At 72.2% G+C, this 21,300-nt stretch carries 19 protein-coding genes; 7 read left to right on the top strand and 12 right to left on the bottom strand.

The genetic code is table 11. The features are described 5' to 3' along the window. The first annotated feature begins 38 nt into the window (after positions 1-38). Both AQJ27_RS29300 and AQJ27_RS29295 read left to right on the top strand, forming a co-directional pair. A complete protein-coding gene (locus tag AQJ27_RS29300; protein WP_067375169.1) occupies positions 39-575 on the top strand; it encodes a cupin domain-containing protein in 537 nt (178 codons plus the stop codon). After that, positions 572-967, top strand: coding sequence for a rhodanese-like domain-containing protein (locus AQJ27_RS29295; protein WP_425275234.1), 396 nt, complete (start codon positions 572-574; stop codon positions 965-967). Before AQJ27_RS29300 ends, AQJ27_RS29295 begins: the two co-directional genes overlap by 4 nt. A 158-nt stretch (positions 968-1,125) precedes the next feature. On the opposite strand, the gene AQJ27_RS29290 is transcribed toward AQJ27_RS29295, so the two are convergent. The 4 genes from AQJ27_RS29290 to recA all read right to left on the bottom strand — a co-directional run bounded on the left by AQJ27_RS29290 (position 1,126) and on the right by recA (position 6,885). Further along, complete coding sequence (locus AQJ27_RS29290; protein ID WP_067375165.1) at positions 1,126-3,678, bottom strand: FtsX-like permease family protein; 2,553 nt, start codon at positions 3,676-3,678, stop codon at positions 1,126-1,128. After that, complete coding sequence (locus AQJ27_RS29285) at positions 3,675-4,400, bottom strand: winged helix-turn-helix domain-containing protein (RefSeq protein ID WP_067375163.1); 726 nt, start codon at positions 4,398-4,400, stop codon at positions 3,675-3,677. Before AQJ27_RS29285 ends, AQJ27_RS29290 begins: the two co-directional genes overlap by 4 nt. A 418-nt stretch (positions 4,401-4,818) precedes the next feature. Further along, entirely contained in the window at positions 4,819-5,757 is a 939-nt protein-coding gene (gene recX, locus AQJ27_RS52650) for a recombination regulator RecX (RefSeq protein WP_079065341.1), read from the bottom strand. Positions 5,758-5,760: 3 nt separating this feature from the next. Further along, positions 5,761-6,885 carry a recombinase RecA gene (gene recA / locus AQJ27_RS29275; protein ID WP_067375161.1) on the bottom strand — a complete coding sequence of 375 codons (1,125 nt, stop codon included), beginning with the start codon at positions 6,883-6,885 and terminating at the stop codon, positions 5,761-5,763. A 327-nt stretch (positions 6,886-7,212) separates the two neighbouring features. On the opposite strand from recA, the gene AQJ27_RS29270 reads away from it, so the two are divergent. After that, positions 7,213-8,052 carry a hypothetical protein gene (locus tag AQJ27_RS29270; protein ID WP_235613650.1) on the top strand — a complete coding sequence of 280 codons (840 nt, stop codon included), beginning with the start codon at positions 7,213-7,215 and terminating at the stop codon, positions 8,050-8,052. 22 nt (positions 8,053-8,074) lie between these two features. Here AQJ27_RS29270 and AQJ27_RS29265 read toward each other — a convergent pair whose 3' ends face one another. Continuing rightward, on the bottom strand, positions 8,075-9,289 hold the full coding sequence (locus AQJ27_RS29265; RefSeq protein WP_079065340.1) for an AI-2E family transporter: 1,215 nt from the start codon (positions 9,287-9,289) through the stop codon (positions 8,075-8,077). Positions 9,290-9,349: 60 nt separating this feature from the next. Next, a complete protein-coding gene (locus AQJ27_RS29260) occupies positions 9,350-9,544 on the bottom strand; it encodes a DUF3046 domain-containing protein (RefSeq protein ID WP_054229842.1) in 195 nt (64 codons plus the stop codon). Positions 9,545-9,624: 80 nt separating this feature from the next. Here AQJ27_RS29260 and AQJ27_RS29255 point away from each other — a divergent pair, with 80 nt between their 5' ends. Beyond that, positions 9,625-10,578: a hypothetical protein gene (locus AQJ27_RS29255; RefSeq protein WP_067375157.1), complete on the top strand. Its 954-nt coding sequence runs from the start codon at positions 9,625-9,627 to the stop codon at positions 10,576-10,578. 58 nt (positions 10,579-10,636) lie between these two features. Here the strand turns inward: AQJ27_RS29255 and AQJ27_RS29250 are convergent, their stop codons facing one another. From AQJ27_RS29250 to AQJ27_RS29245, 3 genes are read right to left on the bottom strand one after another with little or no spacing between them, the layout of a single operon-like run. Then, complete coding sequence (locus AQJ27_RS29250) at positions 10,637-10,945, bottom strand: AzlD domain-containing protein (protein WP_067375155.1); 309 nt, start codon at positions 10,943-10,945, stop codon at positions 10,637-10,639. Further along, the gene (locus AQJ27_RS52645; RefSeq protein ID WP_235613656.1) at positions 10,942-11,682 is read right to left on the bottom strand and encodes an AzlC family ABC transporter permease; all 741 of its coding nucleotides are present in this window, start codon (positions 11,680-11,682) and stop codon (positions 10,942-10,944) included. The genes AQJ27_RS29250 and AQJ27_RS52645 overlap by 4 nt, the downstream gene beginning before the upstream one ends. Beyond that, a complete protein-coding gene (locus AQJ27_RS29245) occupies positions 11,580-12,575 on the bottom strand; it encodes an AraC family transcriptional regulator (protein WP_067375153.1) in 996 nt (331 codons plus the stop codon). Before AQJ27_RS29245 ends, AQJ27_RS52645 begins: the two co-directional genes overlap by 103 nt. Before the next feature lie 271 nt (positions 12,576-12,846). Here AQJ27_RS29245 and AQJ27_RS29240 point away from each other — a divergent pair, with 271 nt between their 5' ends. The 3 genes from AQJ27_RS29240 to AQJ27_RS29230 all read left to right on the top strand — a co-directional run bounded on the left by AQJ27_RS29240 (position 12,847) and on the right by AQJ27_RS29230 (position 19,580). Continuing rightward, entirely contained in the window at positions 12,847-17,811 is a 4,965-nt protein-coding gene (locus tag AQJ27_RS29240) for an ATP-dependent helicase (protein ID WP_067375151.1), read from the top strand. A gap of 84 nt (positions 17,812-17,895) precedes the next feature. After that, on the top strand, positions 17,896-18,732 hold the full coding sequence (locus AQJ27_RS29235) for an Fpg/Nei family DNA glycosylase (protein WP_067375149.1): 837 nt from the start codon (positions 17,896-17,898) through the stop codon (positions 18,730-18,732). Positions 18,733-18,818: 86 nt separating this feature from the next. Beyond that, positions 18,819-19,580, top strand: coding sequence for an SDR family NAD(P)-dependent oxidoreductase (locus AQJ27_RS29230; protein WP_067375147.1), 762 nt, complete (start codon positions 18,819-18,821; stop codon positions 19,578-19,580). A 195-nt stretch (positions 19,581-19,775) separates the two neighbouring features. On the opposite strand, the gene AQJ27_RS58905 is transcribed toward AQJ27_RS29230, so the two are convergent. From AQJ27_RS58905 to AQJ27_RS29220, 3 genes are all read right to left on the bottom strand, one after another. Beyond that, the gene (locus AQJ27_RS58905; RefSeq protein ID WP_079065366.1) at positions 19,776-20,036 is read right to left on the bottom strand and encodes a hypothetical protein; all 261 of its coding nucleotides are present in this window, start codon (positions 20,034-20,036) and stop codon (positions 19,776-19,778) included. A 164-nt stretch (positions 20,037-20,200) separates the two neighbouring features. Then, positions 20,201-20,671: a Dps family protein gene (locus AQJ27_RS29225; RefSeq protein ID WP_054228607.1), complete on the bottom strand. Its 471-nt coding sequence runs from the start codon at positions 20,669-20,671 to the stop codon at positions 20,201-20,203. Positions 20,672-20,884: 213 nt separating this feature from the next. Next, the gene (locus AQJ27_RS29220; protein WP_054228608.1) at positions 20,885-21,262 is read right to left on the bottom strand and encodes a helix-turn-helix domain-containing protein; all 378 of its coding nucleotides are present in this window, start codon (positions 21,260-21,262) and stop codon (positions 20,885-20,887) included. Positions 21,263-21,300 lie beyond the last annotated feature (38 nt).

Below are 21,300 nucleotides of genomic sequence, written 5' to 3'. Positions count from 1 at the left end.
GCGCACCCACGCGAACGCCCAGGACGGTACCCGTGTCTGTGTCCACCCCCTCCACCGCGCCTTCCGCCTCCGCACCGGTCCAGGCCCCCACCCAGGCCGACCTGTTCGACTTCGTGCGCCGCACCGCCACCGACGCCGAACTGATCGCTTCCCTCCCCCTCGACCCCGAGGGCCGCACCTGGGTGCGGCTGGAGGGCCCCGGCGGCAGCGAGGCCTGGCTCATCGGCTGGCCCCCCGGCACCGGGACCGGCTGGCACGACCACGCCGACTCGGTCGGCGCCTTCGTCGCCGCCGCGGGCGAGCTCAAGGAGTACTCGCTCGCCGCCCGCCTGCCCACCGACGGCTGGAAGACCCTCGAACTCTCCGAGGACGTCGACCGCGAACGTCGGCTGCCGGCCGGCGAGGGCCGCTCCTTCGGCCGCCACCATGTGCACGAGGTGCTCAACGAGTCCACCGAGGAGCACGCGATCTCCGTCCACGCGTACTACCCGCCCCTGCCCCGGATCCGCCGCTACAGCCGCACGGGGCAGGTGCTGCGCCTGGAGCACGTCGAGCGTCCGGAGGACTGGCAGTGAGCGCAACCCGCCCGGTGGGCATCGACACCTTGCTGGAACGGGTCCGCGAGGGACTCGACCGGGTGGAGGCCGAGGAGGCCCACTCCGCCGCACAGGCCGGCGAAGCCCTCCTCGTCGACATCCGGTACGCCGCCCTGCGCGAGCGCGACGGACTGATTCCCGGCGCCCTCGTCGTCGAGCGCAACGAACTGGAGTGGCGGCTCGACCCCCAGGGCAGCCACCGCGCCCCGGAGGCCACGAGCCATGATCTGCGGGTCGTGGTGGTCTGCAACGAGGGGTACGCGTCCAGCCTCGCCGCCGTCTCCCTCCACCAGCTCGGACTGCACCGGGCGACCGACCTGGTCGGCGGCTTCCAGGCGTGGAAGGCGGCCGGTCTCCCGGTGACGGCCTAGCTCCGGGCTCACGATCACCGTGCGGCGGCGCGTACTTGGTCGCGGCGCGCACTTGAGTGCGGTGCGTAGTTGAGTGCGGTGCGTATTTGGTGGGCGCCCTCTGATGTAAAGGGCGCCCACCATTGCGTACCGCCGCTTACTCCTTTGCGTACCGCCCTTTACTCCTTGGCCGTGGCCACCGTGACCGGGCGCACCCGCAACGCCACCCGGCCCGGCAGCGCGGTGGCGACGAGCGCGAGCAGCCCGGCGAGCGCGACCACGGCGACGTACACCAGGGGTGTGACCGCCGGGGCCGCCTCGCCCGTCATGCCGACGCTGAACGCGGTGAGGACGGCGAGCGCGATTCCGCTGCCGAGCGCGGTGGCGAGCAGCAGGACCGAGAGCGCCTCCGTGCGCAGCATCCCCAGCACCTGGCGCCGGGTCGCCCCAGCGAGGCGCAGCAGCGCGAACTCGCGAACGCGCTCCGAGACCGACATGGCCAGCGTGTTGACGACGGCGATGGCGGTGAAAGCCAGGACGAGTCCCATGGCGAGGTAGTTGACCTCGGCGTTCGCCTGCTGCCGTGCGGCCTGGATCGAGTCGGCGGCGGCCGGGGCGAGGACGTGGATCCCCGGGAACTCACGGAGGGTAGTCGCGAGTTGTGTCTGTGTACGGGCGGTGCTGACGAGGACGGAGGTCGCGAGCGGGTTGTCCACATGGCGGGCGACCAGGTCATGGGCGAAGGTGAGGTCGCCGAAGCCGAGGCCCTCGGCGTAGACGGCCACCACGGTCGGCGTTACGGGTGTTCCGTCGCCCAGCGTGAGTTTCAGGGAACTGCCGGGCTTCAGGTGGAGCTGGTCGGCGGCGAGTTCGCTGACGGCGACGGTGTCCTCGGTGAGCTTCTTCAGAGAGCCGGCGGTGACGTCCGGGTCCCAGGTGCGGGTGAGGCCCCCGGGTGTGACGCCCTGCGCCGCGTACTTGTCGACTCCCACACGGACGGTGGTGCGGACCACTTCGGTGACGGTGTCGTGCTGCGTACGCAACCGCTGTGCGGCCTCGGCCGGTACGCCCGGGCCCTGGGCGGCCACCACCCAGTCGGCGCGGATGCCCTCGCGGGCCTGGGCGCGGGCCGCGTTGCCCAGGGTCGGCTGGACGAAGAGAACGGTGCAGGTCATGCCGATGAGGAGGGTCAGAGGAGTGACGACGGAGGCCATCCGGGCGGCATGGCCACGGAGGTTGGCACGCGCCAGCCGACTGCTGGGTCCGGTCAGCGCGAGCGGACCTCCGAGTATGGCCACGGCCGCCCTGACCAGCAGCGGACCGAGCAGCGCGACGGAGGAGGCGAGGACCACGACGGCCAGGAAGGTCACGGGAGTCGAGGCGGGTTCCGTGCGCAGAACACTGAGCACGGCGACGAGGACGGCACCGCCGGCGAGCAGGGCGACACCCACGAGGATCCGTCCCCACGCCGGGCGGGTGCGCTCGGCCCTGGCTTCGGCGAGCGCCTCGGCCGGGCGGATCCGGGCGATCCGACGCGAGGAGATACGGGCGGCGGCCCACGCACCGAGCAGTGTCGCGGCGAGCGCGGCGAGCGGCGGGAAGACGCTGACGGTGTGCTGAAGCGTGGCCGGCACGGCGCCCATGGCCATGAACCGGCCGTGCAGCCAACTGCCCAGCGGCAGCCCCGCGAGCGCGCCGGTGGTACCCGCGGCGGCCCCGACGATCAGTGCCTCACGGCCGAGGAGCGCCCGGATCTGGCCCGGCGTGGCGGCGATGGCGCGCAGCAGGGCGAGTTCGCGATGGCGCTGCTGCACGGAGAGCGCGAAGGTCCCGACCACCACGAGGACGGCCACGAGCAGTGAGGTGCCGCCCATCGCACCGCCCATGCTGACCAGCTTCGTACGCGCGGCGGCCGCGTCCAGGAACTCCACGGGCCCCCTGCCGTCACCGGAGCTGACCTGCACGGTCGTACCGTGCGGCGCCTTGGTGCCATGCAGCGCCGTGCTGACCGATCGCTTCAGCACGGCCGCGTCCGTGCCCTTGGCGGGAAGCACCCCGAAGGCGGTGACCCGTCCGGGGTGGGCGGCGAGGCGGCGGGCCTCGGCGGTGGAGAAGAAGAGGGCGGTCTGGTGCCGCACCTCCTGGGCGGGGGCGGCTATTCCGGTGACCCGGTAGGTCCGCGGGCTCTGCGTCGACTGGACGGTGAGCCGGTCGCCGGGCTCGAGGTGGGCGCGCTCGGCGAAACGGCGGTCGATGACGAGATCACCGTCGGCCTTGGGGGCGGTGCCTGTGGTGAGGGTGTACGGAGTCAGCGCGGCGGAGTCCCAGGCGTGCCCGTAGGCGGGCCGGTCCTTGTCGACGGCCCCGCCGGGTGCCAAGGGCTCGGCCAGGAAGGTCAGTTCGGGGATGACCTCACGTACGCCGGGCACCTTCCGAAGCTCGGTGGCGAGGTCGTCCGGGAGCCAGGCCCGTTCGGCGATCGGCTTGGCCTTGTGTTTGACCTTGGTCTTGCCCTTCTTGTGTTTGACGGTGGTCTGGTGGACGTTCTGGTCGGCGGAGACCACGACGGGCGTGGCGGCATACCGTTCGGTGGCGATCGTGCCGCGCAGGCCCGTCTCCAGGAGGGTGCCGCAGGCGGTGATGAGAGCGGCCGCGCACATCAAGGCGAAGAAGGCACCGAGGAAGCCACCCTTGCGGGCTCGGACGGTCTGCAGGGCGTAACGCAGCATCATGAAGGGTCGCTCCCTGGTCTGTCGTGGGGTGCCGTGCGGTTCTCGGGCACGGCGTCGGGGGCGGCGTCGGGGGCCGGGAAGGCGAGGAACCGGGTGAGCACGGTGCGGGCGCCGGGCGGGGTGTCGGCCTCGGGGCGCTTGTAGCGGTTGAGGAGCGCGATGTACTCCTCGAAGAACGCGCGGAGCTCGGGAAGCGTCAGCCGGATGCTGCCGCGCGAGTAGGGGAAGGCGTCGACCCAGGGATCGGCTTCGCCCACCTCCCCGTCCACGCCCCGCGTCCGTAGCTGCCTCTGCACCTGCATTTGCATCTGCTCGAAGAGTTCGAGGTCGGCGGCGTACGCGTGGTGGTTCAACTCGTCCATGACGAGCCGCATCTCGGGGCTCTGCCGACTGCGCGGCGGGAAGCGGCGGTCACCGGGAACGGCCCGCCACCAGCGCTCCCTGCCGTGGCCGCCCGCCTCCGCCGGTCGGTCCACTTCCTCCACGAAGCCGTACCGAGCGAGCTCACGCAGGTGGTAGCTGGTGGCTCCGGTGTTGAGCCCGAGCGCCCGGGCCAGCGTCGCCGAGGTGGCGGGGCCGTGCACGGTGAGGTGCTGAAGCATGCGCTGCCGACGGGGCTGCGCGAGGGCCTTGAGCGTGGCGAGGTCGGAGAGCTCGGTGGGGCCACGCGAAGTCTCCTCGCCCCGCCTCACCAAGGGTTCCGCGCCGGGTTCCTGTGCCATGCGTACACAGTCCTCTGTGCACAGGCACCTGTGCATTGCGGCAACCCGGCGTCACCCTCCGGGGGTTAACCCCACCCTCACGAAGGGGAGTTGGACATTCCTGGGCCGAGCGGAGGTGGGAAGACTGGCGAAGGGGAGGGGCAGGGGCCAGGTTCCAGGCCGGGGCCGGGGCGGGTAGCCCCTCGGACCGCACTCCCTCGGCCCCGGTGACCCTTCATCCCCGGAGACCCGTCGTCCCCGGAGACCCGTCGCGCCCGGACACCCGTCGCCCCCTGAACGCGATCCGCACCCCGCGCGCCCACCGCGATCAGTCCCGGTGTCTCCTCTGAGCCCAACCGTCAGGCCGCCCACCGGCATACACCGAGTTCAGAACCCGGCTACCAGGCCCGCCCCCGCCCCTCGCTCCCGCCCCCAAGGCTCAGAACCCCTCGTCCCCCAAGCCCTCCGTGTCCTCCCCCTCTTCCTCCAGCGCCTGGCGAACCACGCGCAGCGCCATCCCCTCGGAGTAGCCCTTGCGGGCGAGCATGCCCGCAAGGCGTCGCAGCCGCTTGTCGCGGTCGAGGCCGCGCGTGGAGCGAAGCTTGCGCGCGACGAGCTCACGCGCCGTCGCCTCCTCCTGCTCCGAGTCGAGCTGCCCGACGGCCTCGTCGATCAGCGTCGAGTCCACGCCCTTGGTCCGCAGCTCCCGCGCGAGCGCCCGCCGGGCCAGACCCCGGCCGTGGTGCCGGGACTCCACCCAGGCGTCCGCGAAGGCACCGTCGTTGATCAGCCCGACCTCCTCGAACCGTGACAGCACCTCGTCCGCCACATCGTCGGGGATCTCACGCTTGCGCAACGCGTCCGCGAGCTGTTTCCGCGTGCGCGGGGTCCCGGTGAGCAGGCGCAGACAGATCGCCCGCGCCCGCTCAGCCGGGTCCCCTGGGGGCTCCCCCTTCTCGGCCCTCGACGAGGAAGGAGTGCCTCCGTCCTGTGGGTCGTCGGACGGCTCACCGAAACCGCCACGCCTCCGACGCCCTCGTCCACCTCGCGGCACCCCGTCGCCGCGCCCCCCGTCACCGCGCCGCCCACCGCCACGGCGCGATCCACCGCCCGGAGGACCGTGACCGTCCGTCAGACCGTCGCCTTCGCCGTCGCCCGCCGGACGATCACCGCCGTACGGATCCCCGCCGTGGAACCCCTCGGGGCCATACGTGTCACCGGAATACGCGGAGGAGCCGCCGTACATCTCGTCCCCGTACGGCCCGTCCCCGGCGTGCGCCCTTTCACCGTCTCCGGCCGAGTCGCCGTTCCCCCCGTGCCCCTGCCCCCGCGAGGGGACGGGGTAGGCGTACTCGGCCCAGTCGGTTCGTCGCGTCATGGACTAGCTCTTGGCCGCCGCGGCCTTGGACTTGGTGGTCTTGGCCGCCGGGGCGGGCACCGTCTTCGCGGCCTCGTCCGCGGCGGTCGAGACCGCCGCGTCCGCGCCCGGCTCGGCGGTGGGCTCCGTCGGCCTCACACCGACGCCCAGCTTCTCCAGGATCTTCTTCTCGATCTCGTTGGCGAGGTCGGGGTTGTCCTTCAGGAAGTTGCGCGCGTTCTCCTTGCCCTGGCCGAGCTGGTCGCCCTCGTACGTGTACCAGGCGCCGGCCTTGCGGACGAAGCCGTGCTCCACACCCATGTCGATCAGGCCGCCCTCGCGGCTGATGCCGTGCCCGTAGAGGATGTCGAACTCGGCCTGCTTGAAGGGCGGCGCGACCTTGTTCTTGACGACCTTGACGCGGGTGCGGTTGCCGACCGCGTCGGTGCCGTCCTTCAGCGTCTCGATGCGGCGGATGTCGAGTCGCACCGAGGCGTAGAACTTCAGCGCCCGGCCACCCGTCGTGGTCTCCGGGGAGCCGAACATCACGCCGATCTTCTCGCGCAGCTGGTTGATGAAGATCGCGGTGGTCTTCGACTGGTTGAGCGCGCTGGTGATCTTCCGCAGGGCCTGGCTCATCAGACGGGCCTGCAGACCCACGTGCGAGTCGCCCATCTCGCCCTCGATCTCCGCGCGCGGCACCAGGGCGGCGACGGAGTCGATGACGATCAGGTCGAGCGCGCCGGAGCGGACGAGCATGTCCACGATTTCCAGCGCCTGCTCGCCGTTGTCAGGCTGGGACAGGATCAGGTTGTCGATGTCGACACCGAGCTTCTTCGCGTACTCGGGGTCGAGGGCGTGCTCGGCGTCCACGAAGGCCACCTGGCCGCCGGCCTTCTGCGCGTTCGCCACCGCGTGCAGCGTCAGCGTCGTCTTACCGGAGGACTCCGGGCCGTACACCTCCACCACTCGGCCGCGCGGCAGGCCGCCGACACCGAGGGCCACGTCGAGCGCGGTCGACCCGGTGGGGATGACCTCGATGGGCTCGTTCGGCCGCTCGCCCAGGCGCATCACCGCGCCCTTGCCGAATTGCCGTTCAATCTGTGCGAGCGCGGCGTCGAGCGCCTTCTCGCGGTCCGTACCTGCCATGGGTTCCACCCGATTTGCTTGAGTCGATCGCTTCACGTCAAAGACGCTAACGCCTGCCACTGACAATGCGCCCCGACGCCCGTCCAGCCTGTGGATAACTCGGGTACATCTCTGTGAAAACCCTGCCGAAATCCCCGCCGAGAGCCCCGCCGGAGATTCCATAAGAATGGATGTTCGATTTTGGTGTCAAGCGCACCACGCGGCACCTCCGAGCCTACGTTCGCGGACCGACAACGGCCGGGATCCCCGCCTACTCCACGGGGCGTACCACCGGAGTCTTCGGCCGTACGACGACCTCAGGGCCCCGGCCGCCGAAGCTTGGACCTCATGGAGAGCCGCAGCGGCACCCCCGCTCCCGCCGTGACCACCGCCGTCGCCCCACCGGCACGACCGTCTCCGGTGCGCCCCGTGTGGCGGGAGGCGTGGCGCGGAGTGCGTCCCGCCGAGCGGCTCTGCCATGTGACCGGCGCCGTGCTGGTGCTCTCCGGGCTGGCGCATCTGGTCGTCTTCGCCGTGGACGGCGGCCCCTGGGACGGGCCCGTCTCCTGGCGCAAGCCCGTCACATTCGGGCTCTCCTTCGGGCTGACGCTGATCGCGATCACGTGGGTCACGTCGTATCTGCGGGTCGGAACGCGTCTGCGCTCGGCGCTGCTCGTCGTGTTCGCCGCCGACTGTGTCGTGGAGGTGGGCGGGATCACCCTTCAGGCGTGGCGCCGGGTGCCCTCGCACCTCAACATGGAGACCGGCTTCGACACAGCGGTGTCGATGACGCTCGCGGTGGGCGGCGGGGTTCTCGTGGTGCTGCTCACCGTGTTCGCGGTGGCCTCCTTCCGGAACCGGCCCGCGGGCCCCCTGGGGATGCCGCTCGCGCTGCGCTCCGGGTTCGCGGTCCTGCTCGTCGCGCTGGCGTCGGGCGCCGCGATGATCGCGCGCGGGGTCGTCCTCACCCGCACGGGTCACCAGGAGGCGGCGTACCACTCGACGGCCCCGCTCAAGCCGCTGCACGGAGTGAGCCTGCACGCCGTGCTGGTCCTGCCCGCGCTGGCCTGGCTGCTGTCGCACACGCCATGGAGCGACCGGACACGGCAGCGGGTCGTCCACACGGCGGTCGGCTGCTACGCGGCGGCGGTCCTGGCCACCGGAACATGGGCGGCCCTCACCTGGTGAACCCTGGTGAACCTCGTAGGCCTCATCGGCCGAGCAGCCCTCGCACCCGGGCGCGGAAGGAGGGCGACCTCCTGGTCCGGTGGCCGTGCACCCGGGGATCGTCCGTGACGTCGTACCGCTTCACATAAGCCCCCAGGAAGGCCTGGAGGGTGGCGACCGCGGGGATGGCGATCAGGGCGCCCACCGCCCCGAGGAGGGCGGTGCCCGCGATGACCGAGCCGAAGGCGACCGCGGGGTGGATGTCCACGGTCTTGGCGGTCAGCTTGGGCTGCAGTACGTAGTTCTCGAACTGCTGGTAGACCACGACGAAGATCAGCACCCACAGCGCGTACCAGGGGTCGATGGTGAAGGCGATCAGCATCGGCAGGGCGCCGGCGAGATACGTGCCGATGGTGGGGATGAACTGCGAGACCAGACCCACCCAGACCGCGAGCACGGGCGCGTAGGGCACGCCCAGGGCCTGCAGCAGGATGTAGTGCGCGATGCCCGAGATCAGCGCCATCAGACCGCGCGAGTACAGATAGCCGCCGGTCTTGTCGACGGCTATCTCCCACGCGCGCAGCACCTCGGCCTGTCGCGCGGGCGGCAGCACGGAGCACAACGCGCGCCGCAGCCGGGGCCCGTCGGCCGCGAAGTAGAACGAGAACAGCGTGATCGTCAGCAGCTTGAAGAGGCCGCCCAGCACCTGCGCGGACACGTCCAGGACGCCGGTCGCGCTGTTCTGCACGTACTTCCGCAGCCAGTCGGAGTGCACCAGGCTGTCCTGGACGTCCACCCGTCTCACATGGGTGTGAAAGCTCGAGTTGATCCAGTTGATCACCGAGTCCAGGTACTCGGGGAAGCCCTCGATCATCTTGATGATCTGACCCGCGAGCATCGAGCCGAGCAGTGTGATGAATCCGGCCGTCGCGATCAGCAGACCGAAGAAGACGAGGAAGGTGGCCAGCCCCCGGCGCATACCGTACGAGGCCATCCAGCTCACCGCGGGCTCGATGGCGAGCGCCAGGAAGAACGCGATCAGAATGTTGATCAACAGCCCGATGAGCTGGTGGAACGCCCAACTGCCCAGTTGGAACAGGGCGACGAGGGTGAGCGCGAGCACCATCGCGCGCGGCAGCCAGCGCGGCATGCGCGCACCCTGCCCGGAGGCGTCCCCGCCCGGGGGCGGAGTGGGCGGCGTCGTGCCGAAGGGGGATGTCTGCTCGTCGACCTGCGCGGTCTCGTCTGTCGGGGCCACGGGGCAAGTCTCGCCCACTCCACCGACAATCTGTGCCCGCCCCCGGATCTTCGGGGTCCGTCAGCGGTTTTCGTACGGAACGTTCATGGTCGCGCACACCACGCGCCACACGTCCTTGGCCTCCCAGCCGGCGTTCAGCGCCTCGTGCACGGTCCGTCCGCCGAGCTCCGTCATCACATGATCGCGCGCGAAGGTGTCGGCGTACGCCTCACCGAAGTGATCCGCCATCCGCTGCCAGAAGACCGTCAACCGCATGACCCCAGTATCCCGCCCCTGAGAGTGGGCCCGGGCCGGGACCCCTTGCCGAGACCGCTTTCCGTCCTACGGTCTGAGACATGGCCGAATCAGGAGCATCCCCACTCCCCCCGACGCCCCCGGCGCACACCCCGCTCTCGCGCGCCGAGCACTTCATCTGGCTCACCGCGCGCGTGCTGGAGCAGCGCCGTTTCGCGTACCACTTCCTGAACAGCGACGTCGGCGCCGCCGACGCGGTGGAGACCGCGCTGGCCGCCTACCGCAACGACGACGAGGGATACGGTCACGCGCTCGAACCCGACCTCCGCGGCCCGGTCAGCCAGCCGCTGCACACCGGGCACGCGCTGCGCGTCCTCGACTCGATCGGGCGGTGCGGCGGACAGCGCGTGGAGCGCGTGTGCCGCTACTTGACCTCGGTGTCGACGGCGGACGGCGCACTGCCGGCGATCCATCCCAGTCAGCGTGGCTACCCGCACGCTCCTTTCGTGCCCGTCGTCGACGACCCGCCGAGTGAACTCCTCGCCACCGGACCCGTGGTGGGCCTGCTGCACCGCAACGAGGTCTGGCACGCCTGGCTGTTCCGGGCCACCGACTTCTGCTGGCGGGCGGTCGAGTCCCTGGACAAGTCCCACCCGTACGAGATCGAGGCGGCCGTGGCCTTCCTGGACTCCGCCCCCGACCGCCCGCGCGCGGAGGCCGCCGCCGACCGGCTGGGCCGCCTGGTGCGCGAGCACCGGCTCGCGGCACTGGACCCGGCGCACCTGGAGGCGTTCGCGGTGGCGCCCGGATACGCGCCGGACGAGCACCACTTCCCGCACGACTACGCGAAGACCCCGGGGTCACTCGCGCGCGCATGGTTCACCGACGAGGAGATGGCGCGCTCGCTCGACTTCCTGGCGGGCGAGCAGCGTGAGGACGGCGGCTGGCCGATCCGCTGGCGCCAGTGGGCGCCGGGTACCGCCCTGGAGTGCCGCCCCATGGTGACGATCGAGGCCCTGCGCACCCTACGGGCGTACGGACGGCCCATCGGTTGAGCGGCCCCGGCGGTTCCCGGCCCGCACACACGTGTGCGGGCCGTCCACGAACCGGGCGTCAGCCTGTCAGCGCCCGCACTCCCGCCGTCACGACCACGGCCGCGCCGACCACGAGCAGGAAGGGGGCGCGCAGGAGCAGGGCGACAGCGGCCGCGGCGAGTCCTGCGACCTTCGCGTCCACGACCAGGACGCGCCCGTCGGCGAAGGTCTGCTGAGCCGTGAGCGCGGCCAGCAGGGCGACGGGCAGCAGGGCGGCAAGGCGCTTGACGAGCGGCCGCTCCAGGACGCCGACGGGGACCAGCAGGCCGATGAGCTTGACGGCGTAGCAGCCGACGGCGGTCGCCCCGATCGCGATCCAGATGTTCAACGGTCTTCCCTTGGTGCGTCGTTGTCGGCCTTCATGCGGCCGGCGGGCTTCGGAGCGCGTCGCCCCTCTATGTAGAGGGCGGCGGGAGCGGCCAGCGCCGCCACCAGGACGGGGACTCCGGCGGGCAGCACGGGCAGCAGACCGAGCCCCAGAAGGACCGCGGCGCCGGCGACCGCGCGCTCCGTGGCGGTCTTCAGCATCGGCGCGAGCAGCGCGAGGAAGACGGCGGGCCCGGCGGCGTCCAGCCCCCACGCGTCGGTGTCCCCGATGGCCTCGGCCCCGACGGCGCCCAGCAGCGTGGTGAGGTTCCACAGCACGTACAGGGTGAGCCCGGTCACGGTGAAGCCGATCCGGACACTGCGGCGGGTGGGCTGGGCGAGCGCGACGGCCGTGGTCTCGTCGATGACCCACTGCGCGGCGAACGGGCGTACCGCGCGCGGGAGGGCCAGCAGTTGTGACAGCCGCAGTCCGTAGAACGCGTTGCGCACCCCGAGGAAGAACGCGCCCGCGGCGGCCGTGAGCGGGTTGCCGCCGCCTGCGATGGCGCCCACGAGCGCGAACTGCGAGGCGCCGGTGAACACCAGGAGGCTGAGCGCGCAGGTCTGCAGCACGGTGAGCCCGCTGCCTGCCGAGGTCACTCCGAAGGCGAAACCGGACAGTCCGACGGCGACCCCGACTCCCAGGGCGTCCCGGACGACGGCCGCGTCGGGTTTTCCGCCGCCTTCTTCACTGCGTATGTCTGCGAGAGCTGTCTGTTCTGCCACACCCCGGACGATAGGTACGGCCGCCCGTCGGCGTCTTGTACGTTCTTGCGCTCGCGCTGGTAGGCGCCCGGAGGCACGCCCACGATCCGGGTGAAGTGACGGTTGAGATGGGGCTGGTCGGTGAAACCGACGGCGACGGCCGCCTCGGCGGGCGCGGAACCGGCGTCCAGGAGGTGGCGCGCCCGGCGCACCCGGGCGTCGGTCAGCCAGGTGTGGGGCGGCATGCCGTAGCTCTCGCGGAACGCGCGCAGCAGGGCGAACGGGCTGGTGCCGAGATCGGCGGCGAGCCGTTCCAGGGTCGGAGGTTCGGCCATCCGCTCCTCCAGCACGGCACGCGCGCGTGCGGCGACACGGGTGCCCGCGGTGTGCACACCCCGCTGCGGCAGCGGTCCGCCGTTCAGGCGCAGCAGCCGGGTCACCGCGACCCGTAGCAGGGTGTCGGCCGCGAGAGCGTTGCCCTCCTCCGCGGCCCGAAGCACTTCGTGAACCAGACCCGCCGCGTACGGATCGTCGAGCACCGGACGAACGAATCCGGGGGTTCCACGAATCGTGGTGGTCTCCGCGGCGATCTCCGCCACCAGCTCGGGCGAGGGGTACACCGCCCCGTACCGCCAGCCCTCGGGAACACCCGCCCTGCCCGTGTGCGGGGTATCGGGGTTGACCAGCGCGAGCGCGCCAGGACCCGCGTACTGGTCGGCGCCGCCGTGGTGGAAGACCTCGACACCGTCGGAGATGGCGGCGATCACGAAGTTCTCGTGGGTGTGCCGCACAAAGATCTTCTCGACGAACCGCGCCCGCAACAGATCGACACCCGGCAACTCCGCGTACCGCCAGTGCCGCGCCCGTTCCTGCCCTGAACCTGCCACGCCTCCATTCTCCGCCACGCCCTCGCCGAGGGGCCGCGGGAGGCACCCCACCCGCCCGCGGCCGCGCACTCGCGGAAGGGGACGGGTCGGGGGTGTGTCCGCCCGCAGCGGCCGGCGCGTCAACGCCGCCAAGTCGGTGATCGACCGATTCCGCGCCTGACCGAGGACGGATACCCCCGGCGCGGCCCCGCCCCACCGAGCCGTAAACGCCCCACCGCCTCCATTTCCGCAGGTCAGAGCGATTGTCAGTGGCCGGGTGCAGGATGGACGCATGGTCAGCTCCGCACACCGAGCCCTGGACGGCTTCTCACCCGCGACCCGCGCCTGGTTCACGGGGGCCTTCTCCGCGCCCACCGCGGCCCAGGCCGGCGCGTGGAAGGCCATCGGCGAGGGCTCGGACGTGCTGGTGGTCGCCCCGACCGGCTCCGGCAAGACCCTGGCCGCGTTCCTCGCCGCGCTCGACCAGCTGGCCTCGACCCCGCCCCCGGCCGACCCCAGGAAGCGCTGCCGGGTGCTGTACGTGTCACCGCTCAAGGCCCTCGCGGTGGACGTGGAGCGGAATCTGCGCAGCCCGCTGACCGGCATCCGGCAGGAGTCGGTGCGCCTCGGACTGCCCGAGCCCGAGGTGAAGGTCGGCATCCGCTCCGGCGACACCCCCGCCGCCGAGCGCCGCGCGCTGGCCACCCGCCCGCCGGACATCCTGATCACGACCCCCGAGTCGCTGTTCCTGATGCTGACGTCGGCGACGCGCGACGCGCTGACCGGTATCGAGACGGTGATCCTGGACGAGGTGCACGCGGTCGCGGGCACCAAGCGCGGCGCCCATCTCGCGCTCACCCTGGAACGCCTCGACGAGCTGCTGCCCAGGCCGGCGCGCCGCATCGGACTCTCCGCGACGGTGCGTCCGGTGGACGAGGTGGCGCGCTATCTCTCGCCCCGCCGCAAGGTGGAGATCGTCCAACCGCCGTCGGGCAAGGAATTCGACCTCTCCGTGGTCGTCCCGGTCGAGGACCTGGGCGAGCTGGGCGGCTCCCCGGTCGCCGACGGCAGCGAGGGCGCGGAGAAGCCCTCCATCTGGCCTCATGTAGAGGAGCGGATCGCCGACCTCGTCCAGTCCCACCGCTCCACGATCGTGTTCGCCAACTCCCGTCGCCTGGCGGAGCGCCTGTGCAACCGGCTGAACGAGATCGCGTACGAGCGGGCGACGGGCGAACCCCTGGCGGAGGCACACGCCCCGGCCCAGCTGATGGGGGGCTCCGGCGCGGCCCAGGGGGCGCCGCCCGTCATCGCGCGGGCCCACCACGGCTCGGTCTCCAAGGAGCAGCGTGCCCTGGTCGAGGAGGACCTGAAGGCGGGGCGCCTGCCCGCCGTGGTCGCCACCTCCAGCCTCGAACTCGGCATCGACATGGGCGCGGTCGACCTCGTCGTCCAGGTCGAGTCACCGCCCTCCGTGGCCTCCGGCCTCCAGCGCGTGGGCCGCGCGGGCCACCAGGTGGGCGCGGTGTCCACCGGCGTCGTCTTCCCCAAGTACCGCGGCGACCTGGTCCAGGCGGCGGTGGTCACCGAGCGGATGCGCACCGGCTCCATCGAGTCCCTGCGGGTCCCCGCCAATCCTTTGGACGTGCTGGCGCAGCAGCTCGTCGCCATGACTGCGCTCGACACCTGGCAGGTCGACGACCTGCTCGCCACGGTCCGCCGGGCGGCGCCCTTCGCCTCGCTGCCCGAGTCGGCGTTCACGGCCGTGCTCGACATGCTCGCGGGCCGCTATCCGTCCGACGCCTTCGCGGAGCTCAGGCCGCGCGTGGTGTGGGACCGCGTCGCGGGTACGATCACGGGCCGCCCCGGCGCTCAGCGCCTCGCCGTCACCTCCGGCGGGACCATCCCCGACCGCGGGTTGTTCGGGGTCTTCCTCGTGGGATCCGACCCCAAGAAGGGCGGCGGCCGGGTCGGTGAGCTCGACGAGGAGATGGTCTACGAGTCCCGCGTCGGGGACGTCTTCACGCTCGGCACGAGTTCCTGGCGCATCGAGGACATCACCCGCGACCGCGTCCTGGTCTCCCCCGCCCCCGGTGTCCCGGGCCGGCTCCCCTTCTGGAAGGGCGACCAGCTCGGCCGCCCTCTCGAGCTCGGCCGGGCGGTCGGCGCGTTCCTCCGCGAGGTGGGCTCGCTCCCCAAGGACGACGCCCGCCTGCGGCTGCTGGCCGCGGGACTGGACGCCTGGGCCGCCGACAACGTGCTGTCGTACCTCACCGAACAGCGCGAGGCGTGCGGGCACGTCCCGGACGACCGCACGATCGTCGTCGAGCGGTTCCGTGACGAGCTGGGCGACTGGCGGGTGGTCGTGCATTCGCCCTTCGGCGCCCAGGTGCACGCCCCCTGGGCCCTCGCGCTGGGCGCCCGGCTCGCCGAGCGCTACGGCATGGACGCCCAGGTCATGCACGCCGACGACGGCATCGTGCTGCGCCTGCCCGACGCCGACGTGATGGGCCTGGACCTGCTCGACCAGGAGCCCATGAAGCTGGGCACGGAGTACGACACGGAGCAGGCGCCCGTCGGCGCGGCGGACGTCGCCTTCGACAAGGGCGAGGTCGACCAGATCGTCACCGACCAGGTGGGCGGCTCGGCGCTGTTCGCGGCCCGGTTCCGCGAGTGCGCGGCCCGCGCGCTGCTGCTGCCGCGCCGCAGCCCGGGAAAGCGCACCCCGCTGTGGCAGCAGCGGCAGCGCGCCGCCCAACTGCTCCAGGTGGCCAGCGAGTTCGGATCGTTCCCGATCGTCCTGGAGGCGGTACGCGAATGCCTCCAGGACGTCTTCGACGTTCCCGGGCTCACCGAGCTGATGGGCGACATCGAGTCCCGCAAGGTGCGGCTCGTCGAGGTCACCACGCCCGAGCCCTCCCCCTTCGCCCGCTCCCTCCTGTTCGGATACGTCGCCCAGTTCCTGTACGAGGGCGACTCCCCGCTCGCCGAGCGGCGCGCCGCCGCCCTGTCCCTGGACTCCCGCCTGCTGGCCGAGCTCCTGGGCCAGGCCGAACTGCGCGAGCTGCTCGACGCCGAGGTCCTGGCCGAGCTGGAGCGGGAGCTCCAGTGGCTCACCGAGGACCGCCGCGTCAAGGACGCCGAAGGCGTCGCCGACCTGCTGCGCCTGCTGGGCCCGCTCACGGATGCCGACCTGGCCGAGCGCGGCGCCGAACCGCACTGGGCCAAGGAGCTGGCCGCCGCCCGCCGCGCCATCAAGGTCCGTATCGCCGGCGCCGACCACTGGGCGGCCATCGAGGACGCCGGCCGCCTGCGGGACGCTTTGGGCACGGCGCTGCCCGTCGGCGTCCCCGAGGCCTTCACGGAGCCGGTCAAGGACCCGCTCGGCGACCTCCTCGCGCGCTACGCACGCACCCACGGCCCGTTCACCTCCACCACCGCCGCCGCCCGCTTCGGTCTCGGCACGGCCGTCACGGACGGAGCACTGCAGCGCCTCGGGGCGAACGGCCGCGTCGTCCAAGGGGAGTTCCATCCGGCGGGCATCGGCCAAGAGTGGTGTGACGCGACTGTGCTGCGCAGACTGCGGCGCCGTTCGCTCGCGGCCCTGCGCCACGAGTTGGAGCCGGTGCCGCCCGCCGCGCTCGCGCAGTTCCTGCCGCAGTGGCAGCACGTCGACAGCGGGCACGGGCTGCGCGGCATCGACGGACTGGTGCGCGCCATCGAGCAGTTGCAGGGCGCCTCGGTGCCCGCCTCCGCCCTGGAGAAGCTGGTGCTGCCCTCCCGCGTCTCCGGTTACGCCCCCGCGCTGCTCGACGAACTCACGGCCGCCGGAGAGGTGATCTGGGCCGGGGCCGGGGCGCTGCCGGGCAAGGACGGCTGGGTCTCGCTCTATCTCGCGGACGCGGCCCCGCTGCTCCTCCCGGACCCGCACCCCCTGGAGCTGACCGCCCTGCACCAGTCGGTACTGGACGCCCTCTCCGGGGGTTATGGCCTGTTCTTCCGCCAGATCGCCGACCAGGTGCGCGCCACCACCCACCCCGACGCCACCGATCCCCAACTCGCCGACACGGTCTGGGACCTGGCCTGGTCCGGTCGACTCACGAACGACACGCTCGCACCGATGCGCGCGCTCCTGGGTTCGGGTCGCACCGCCGGGTCCACGGCGCACCGCGCCAAGCGCACGGTCCCGCGCGGTCGCTACGGCTCCCTGACCGGCGCCGCCCGCCCCCAGTCCCGTACGGGCCCGCCGACGGTGGCCGGCCGCTGGTCGCTGCTGCCCGCCCGTGAGCCCGACGCCACCGTGCGCGCCCACGCCCTGGCCCGCACACTGCTCGACCGGCACGGCGTGGTGACCCGGGGCGCCGTCGCCGCGGAAGGGGTCCAGGGCGGCTTCTCCGCCGTGTACCGCATCCTGTCCGCGTTCGAGGACAGCGGCCAGGCCCGCCGGGGTTACGTGGTGGAAGGCCTGGGTGCCGCCCAGTTCGCCATGGACGGAGCGGTGGACCGCCTGCGCGCGGCGGCGAACGCACGGGACCGGGGCGAATCGCCGACCGCGCAGGACCCTCGGGACAGCTTCCCGGGGGCCACCTTCCCGGGCCCGACCGGTTTCCCGGACGCCCCCGGCCGCCCCCACACCAACGGCTTCCCCGACAGCCGCGACCCCGCGCACCCCAACGGTTTCCCCGACGGCCACGACGACCCCGCGCACACCCACGCCTTCCCCGACGACCTCGACCTCGACCTCGACGCGACGAGCCCCCTCGGTTTCCCCGAGACCGAGGGCTCCGCCTTCGCCGACGGCCACGGCTTCGCCAGCGACCCCGCGCTCTCTCCCAATCGGTTCCGCGCCCGTTCCTCGTCCCGGGCCACCTCCCAGGCCGTGGTCCTGGCCGCCGCCGACCCCGCGAACGCGTACGGCGCGGCCCTTTCCTGGCCCGAGCCCCCCACCGGCGCCGGGCACAAGCCGGGCCGCAAGGCGGGCTCCCTGGTGGTGCTCGTCGACGGCGAGCTGACGCTGTACATGGAGCGCGGCGGCAAGACCCTGCTGGCCTGGCCCTCGGACCCGGACGGCTCGGTCATGGAGGACGCCCGTCTGCGTGCCGCCGCCGAAGCCCTCGCCGCGGCCGCCCGCGCGGGCTCCCTCGGCACGGTCACGGTGGAGCGCGTGAACGGCTCCTCCTCCCTGACATCCCCGTTCGGCACCCTCCTGGAAGGCGTCGGCTTCATCGCGACCCCCCGCGGCCTTCGCCTGCGCGCCTGACCACCTCGCCCACACGCACCCCACGTACCCGCATCCCACCCCACCCCGCCGCACCCCACCCCCACTCGTGCCACCCTGGAACCCATGCCCGAAGGAGACACCGTCTGGCAAGCCGCGAGGCGGCTGCACACCGCCCTCGCGGGCAAGGTGCTGACCCGCTCCGACCTGCGGGTGCCCAAGTACGCCACCGCCGACCTCACCGGCCGCACCGTCCTGGACGTCACCCCGCGCGGCAAGCATCTCCTCGCCCGGATCGAGGGCGGCCTGACCCTGCACTCGCATCTGCGGATGGACGGCTCCTGGAAGGTGTACGCGAACGGCCTGCGCTGGAGCGGCGGCCCCGCCCACCAGATCCGGGCGATCCTCGGCACCGCGGACCGCACGGCCGTCGGCTACCGGCTCCCCGTCCTGGAGCTGCTCCGCACCGCGGACGAGGACCGCGCCGTCGGCCACCTCGGCCCCGACCTCCTCGGCCCGGACTGGAACCCCGACAGCGCCTTGGAGAACCTCCTCCAAGACCCTGCCCGCCCCCTCGGCGAGGCCCTCCTCGACCAGCGCAACCTCGCCGGGATCGGCAATGTCTACAAGAGCGAACTGTGCTTCCTCCTCCGGGTCACCCCCTGGCTGCCCATCGGTGAGCTTCCCGCCGACCGCGCCACCCAGCTCCCGGCCCTGGCCAAGAAGCTCCTGGAGACCAACCGCGACCGCCCGACCCGCGTCACCACCGGCCGCCGCGACCAGAACCTCTTCGTGTACGGCCGCGCACCCCGCCCCTGTCTGCGCTGTGGAACCTCGATCCGCCGGGCCGACCAGGGCGACGGCTCCCGAGAACGCCCCACGTACTGGTGCCCGACATGCCAGACGGGCCCGACTCCGGCCCCGGGCCGTATCCCGCCCTCCGAGCGCCGGCCCCTCCTGTAGAACTCCTCGCCGTACAACCTCCGCCGTACAACTCCTTGCCGTACGACTAATTGACGACCCGTCAGAAACCCTCGTACCGTCCTTTCATGCCCGTCAAGGCGTACGACCTCACCGGACGCACCGCATTCGTCACCGGCGCCGCCAGCGGGATCGGCCGCGCGTCAGCCGTCCTGCTGGCGGAGGCGGGGGCCACCGTCCACTGCGCGGACCGGGACCCGCAGGGCCTGCACGAGACGGCGACCCTCATCAAGGCCCAGGGCGGTACGGCCCACACACATCCGCTCGACGTCAGCGACCGTGCGCAGCTCCGACAGGCCGTCGCGTCCTGCGAACGGCTCGACGTCATGGCGGCGGTCGCCGGGATCATGCACAGCAGCCCGGTCCTGGAGACCCGGGACGAGGACCTGGACCGTGTGCTGGGCGTCAACTTCAAGGGCGTGCTGTACGCCTGTCAGGAGGCGGCCCGCCTCATGATCGCGAAGAGCGTCCGCGGGAGCATCATCACGATGGCGTCCGGCGCCATCGACACCGGCGGCCCCGGCCTGCTCTGCTACGGCGCGTCGAAGGCGGCCGTCGTGCAGCTGACGAAGACCCTGGCGACCGAGATCGGCCCGCACGGCATCCGCGTCAACGCGGTCGCGCCCGGCTGGACACGTACGCCGATGACCGACCGCCACGGGGACGCCCAGGCGCGCACCGAAGCGGCCATGGCCCGGCTGTCGCCGCTCGGCCGGGTCGGTGAACCCGAGGACATCGCCCACGCCGTACTGCATCTGGCCTCCGACGCCTCGACGTTCACGACGGGGCAGATCCTGCGCCCGAACGGCGGCGTAGCGATGCCTTGGTAGCCCCAGCAACCCCCGCAGCACCACACGCACCGCACTCACCGCACCCCGGCATCCGCCCTGCCACATTCGCCCTACCGCATTCGCCCTGCCGCATCCGCCCCCTCTGAGCCCAGCCCCCTCCCGCGCCGAGCCCTACCACGCGCCCCCAAGCGCGCCGTACCCGTCCCCCACCACCCTCCGCCGAGCGCCCCGCCCCTACGAAGCCCCCGGCTCGCGCCCCCCACGCGCCCCACGCCGTAGCCACCCCTGCCGTCGCCCGTGCGCCCCGGCGCCGGCGCGCACGGCCCCCGCCTTCGGCACACAGTGCACCGGCAGCAGGCTCAACCCCCATCCCCCGGCCGCGACCGCCCCTTCCAGCGCCCCGGCATCGGGCGCCAGCGCGAGCCGGAGGACGCCCCACCACCACAGCGCACCGAACCCCAGCGCAGCCCCCCTGCGCGCTATCCGCCCTGCCATGGTGTCCACCTCCAGCCCGAAGCTAGACCCGCGCTCTCACCCACCGGCAGGGCGCACCAACGGCACAGAGGCGCACCCGCGGCACATCCGAAGCCGGCCATGGCGCCCCGCGGCCGCCACGGGGCGCCCGGTGGTCACCACCGTGAGCCGCCCACCTCCGGGCGTCACCCGTTCTCCGCCTGGAACATCCAGTGATGCTTCTCGAGGTCGGCGGTGATCTGGATGAAGATGTCCTGGCTCACCGGATCGGCTTCGCCTGTCGCGTCCACCCGCACCCGCATCCGGCTGATCACCGCGCTCAGCGCGTCCACGAGCTCCCCCACGGCGTCGGTGTCCTTGATCCAGCCCTCGGGCGTCACACCGATGCCGCTGGTGGTGGCCACGGTCGCGGCCCGTCCGTCGGGCGGGACTCCGAGCGTCGAGGCGCGCTCCGCCACCGTGTCGGAGTGCAGCCGTGCGGTGTCCACGACCTCGTCGAGCTGGAGGTGGATGGAGCGGAAGCGCGGTCCGACCACGTTCCAGTGGACCTGCTTCGCCACCAAGGAGAGATCCACCAGGTCGACCAGCGCTCCCTGGAGGGCGCCGGACACGGTCTTAAGATCCGCGTCGGACAACGGGCTCTTCACGACGTACATCGGGATTCTCCGATCCACTCGGCCTCATCAACAGCGGCCTCATCCATCACGACCTCATCAACCATGGCATATACGCACAATTCAGGTCACCTGGAGCGCGTAGTCCCGGAGACAGCGAAAGCCCCGACCGAAACCGCTCCAGGTTTCCCCTGGAGCAGCCCCGGCCGGGGCTTTCACAAGCGTGCTCAGCTCATGAGCGCGAACTCGTGAGCGTCAGGCGGCGACGACGTCGACCGCCTCGGCTGGCGCCTTGATGGTGACCCGTTCCGGTGGTACGCCGGTGACCGATACGGAATTCAGCATCGGACGGCGCACCGGTGTGGGCACCGGCTCGGTGGCCGCTGCAGACTGGGCCAGCTCGGCGAGAGCGAGCTCGTCGCTCACTTCCCGCATGAGCTCGGACATCCGTACGTCCAGCGCGTCGCAGATGGCGGAGAGCAGCTCGGAGGATGCCTCCTTCTGCCCCCGCTCCACCTCGGAGAGATAGCCGAGTGAAACTCGGGCGGACGAGGAGACTTCGCGCAGAGTACGGCCCTGGCGCTGGCGCTGCCGACGCAGCACGTCACCAAGCAGGCGACGGAGCAGAATCATCGGTGGCTCCCTCCTCGGACCGCGTAGCCGCATCCTTC

It is taken from the genome of Streptomyces olivochromogenes (assembly GCF_001514115.1).
Taxonomy (GTDB): Bacteria; Actinomycetota; Actinomycetes; order Streptomycetales; family Streptomycetaceae; genus Streptomyces; species Streptomyces olivochromogenes.
Note: the sequence above shows the minus strand (reverse complement) of the source record. Positions and strands in the feature narration are given on the sequence as shown.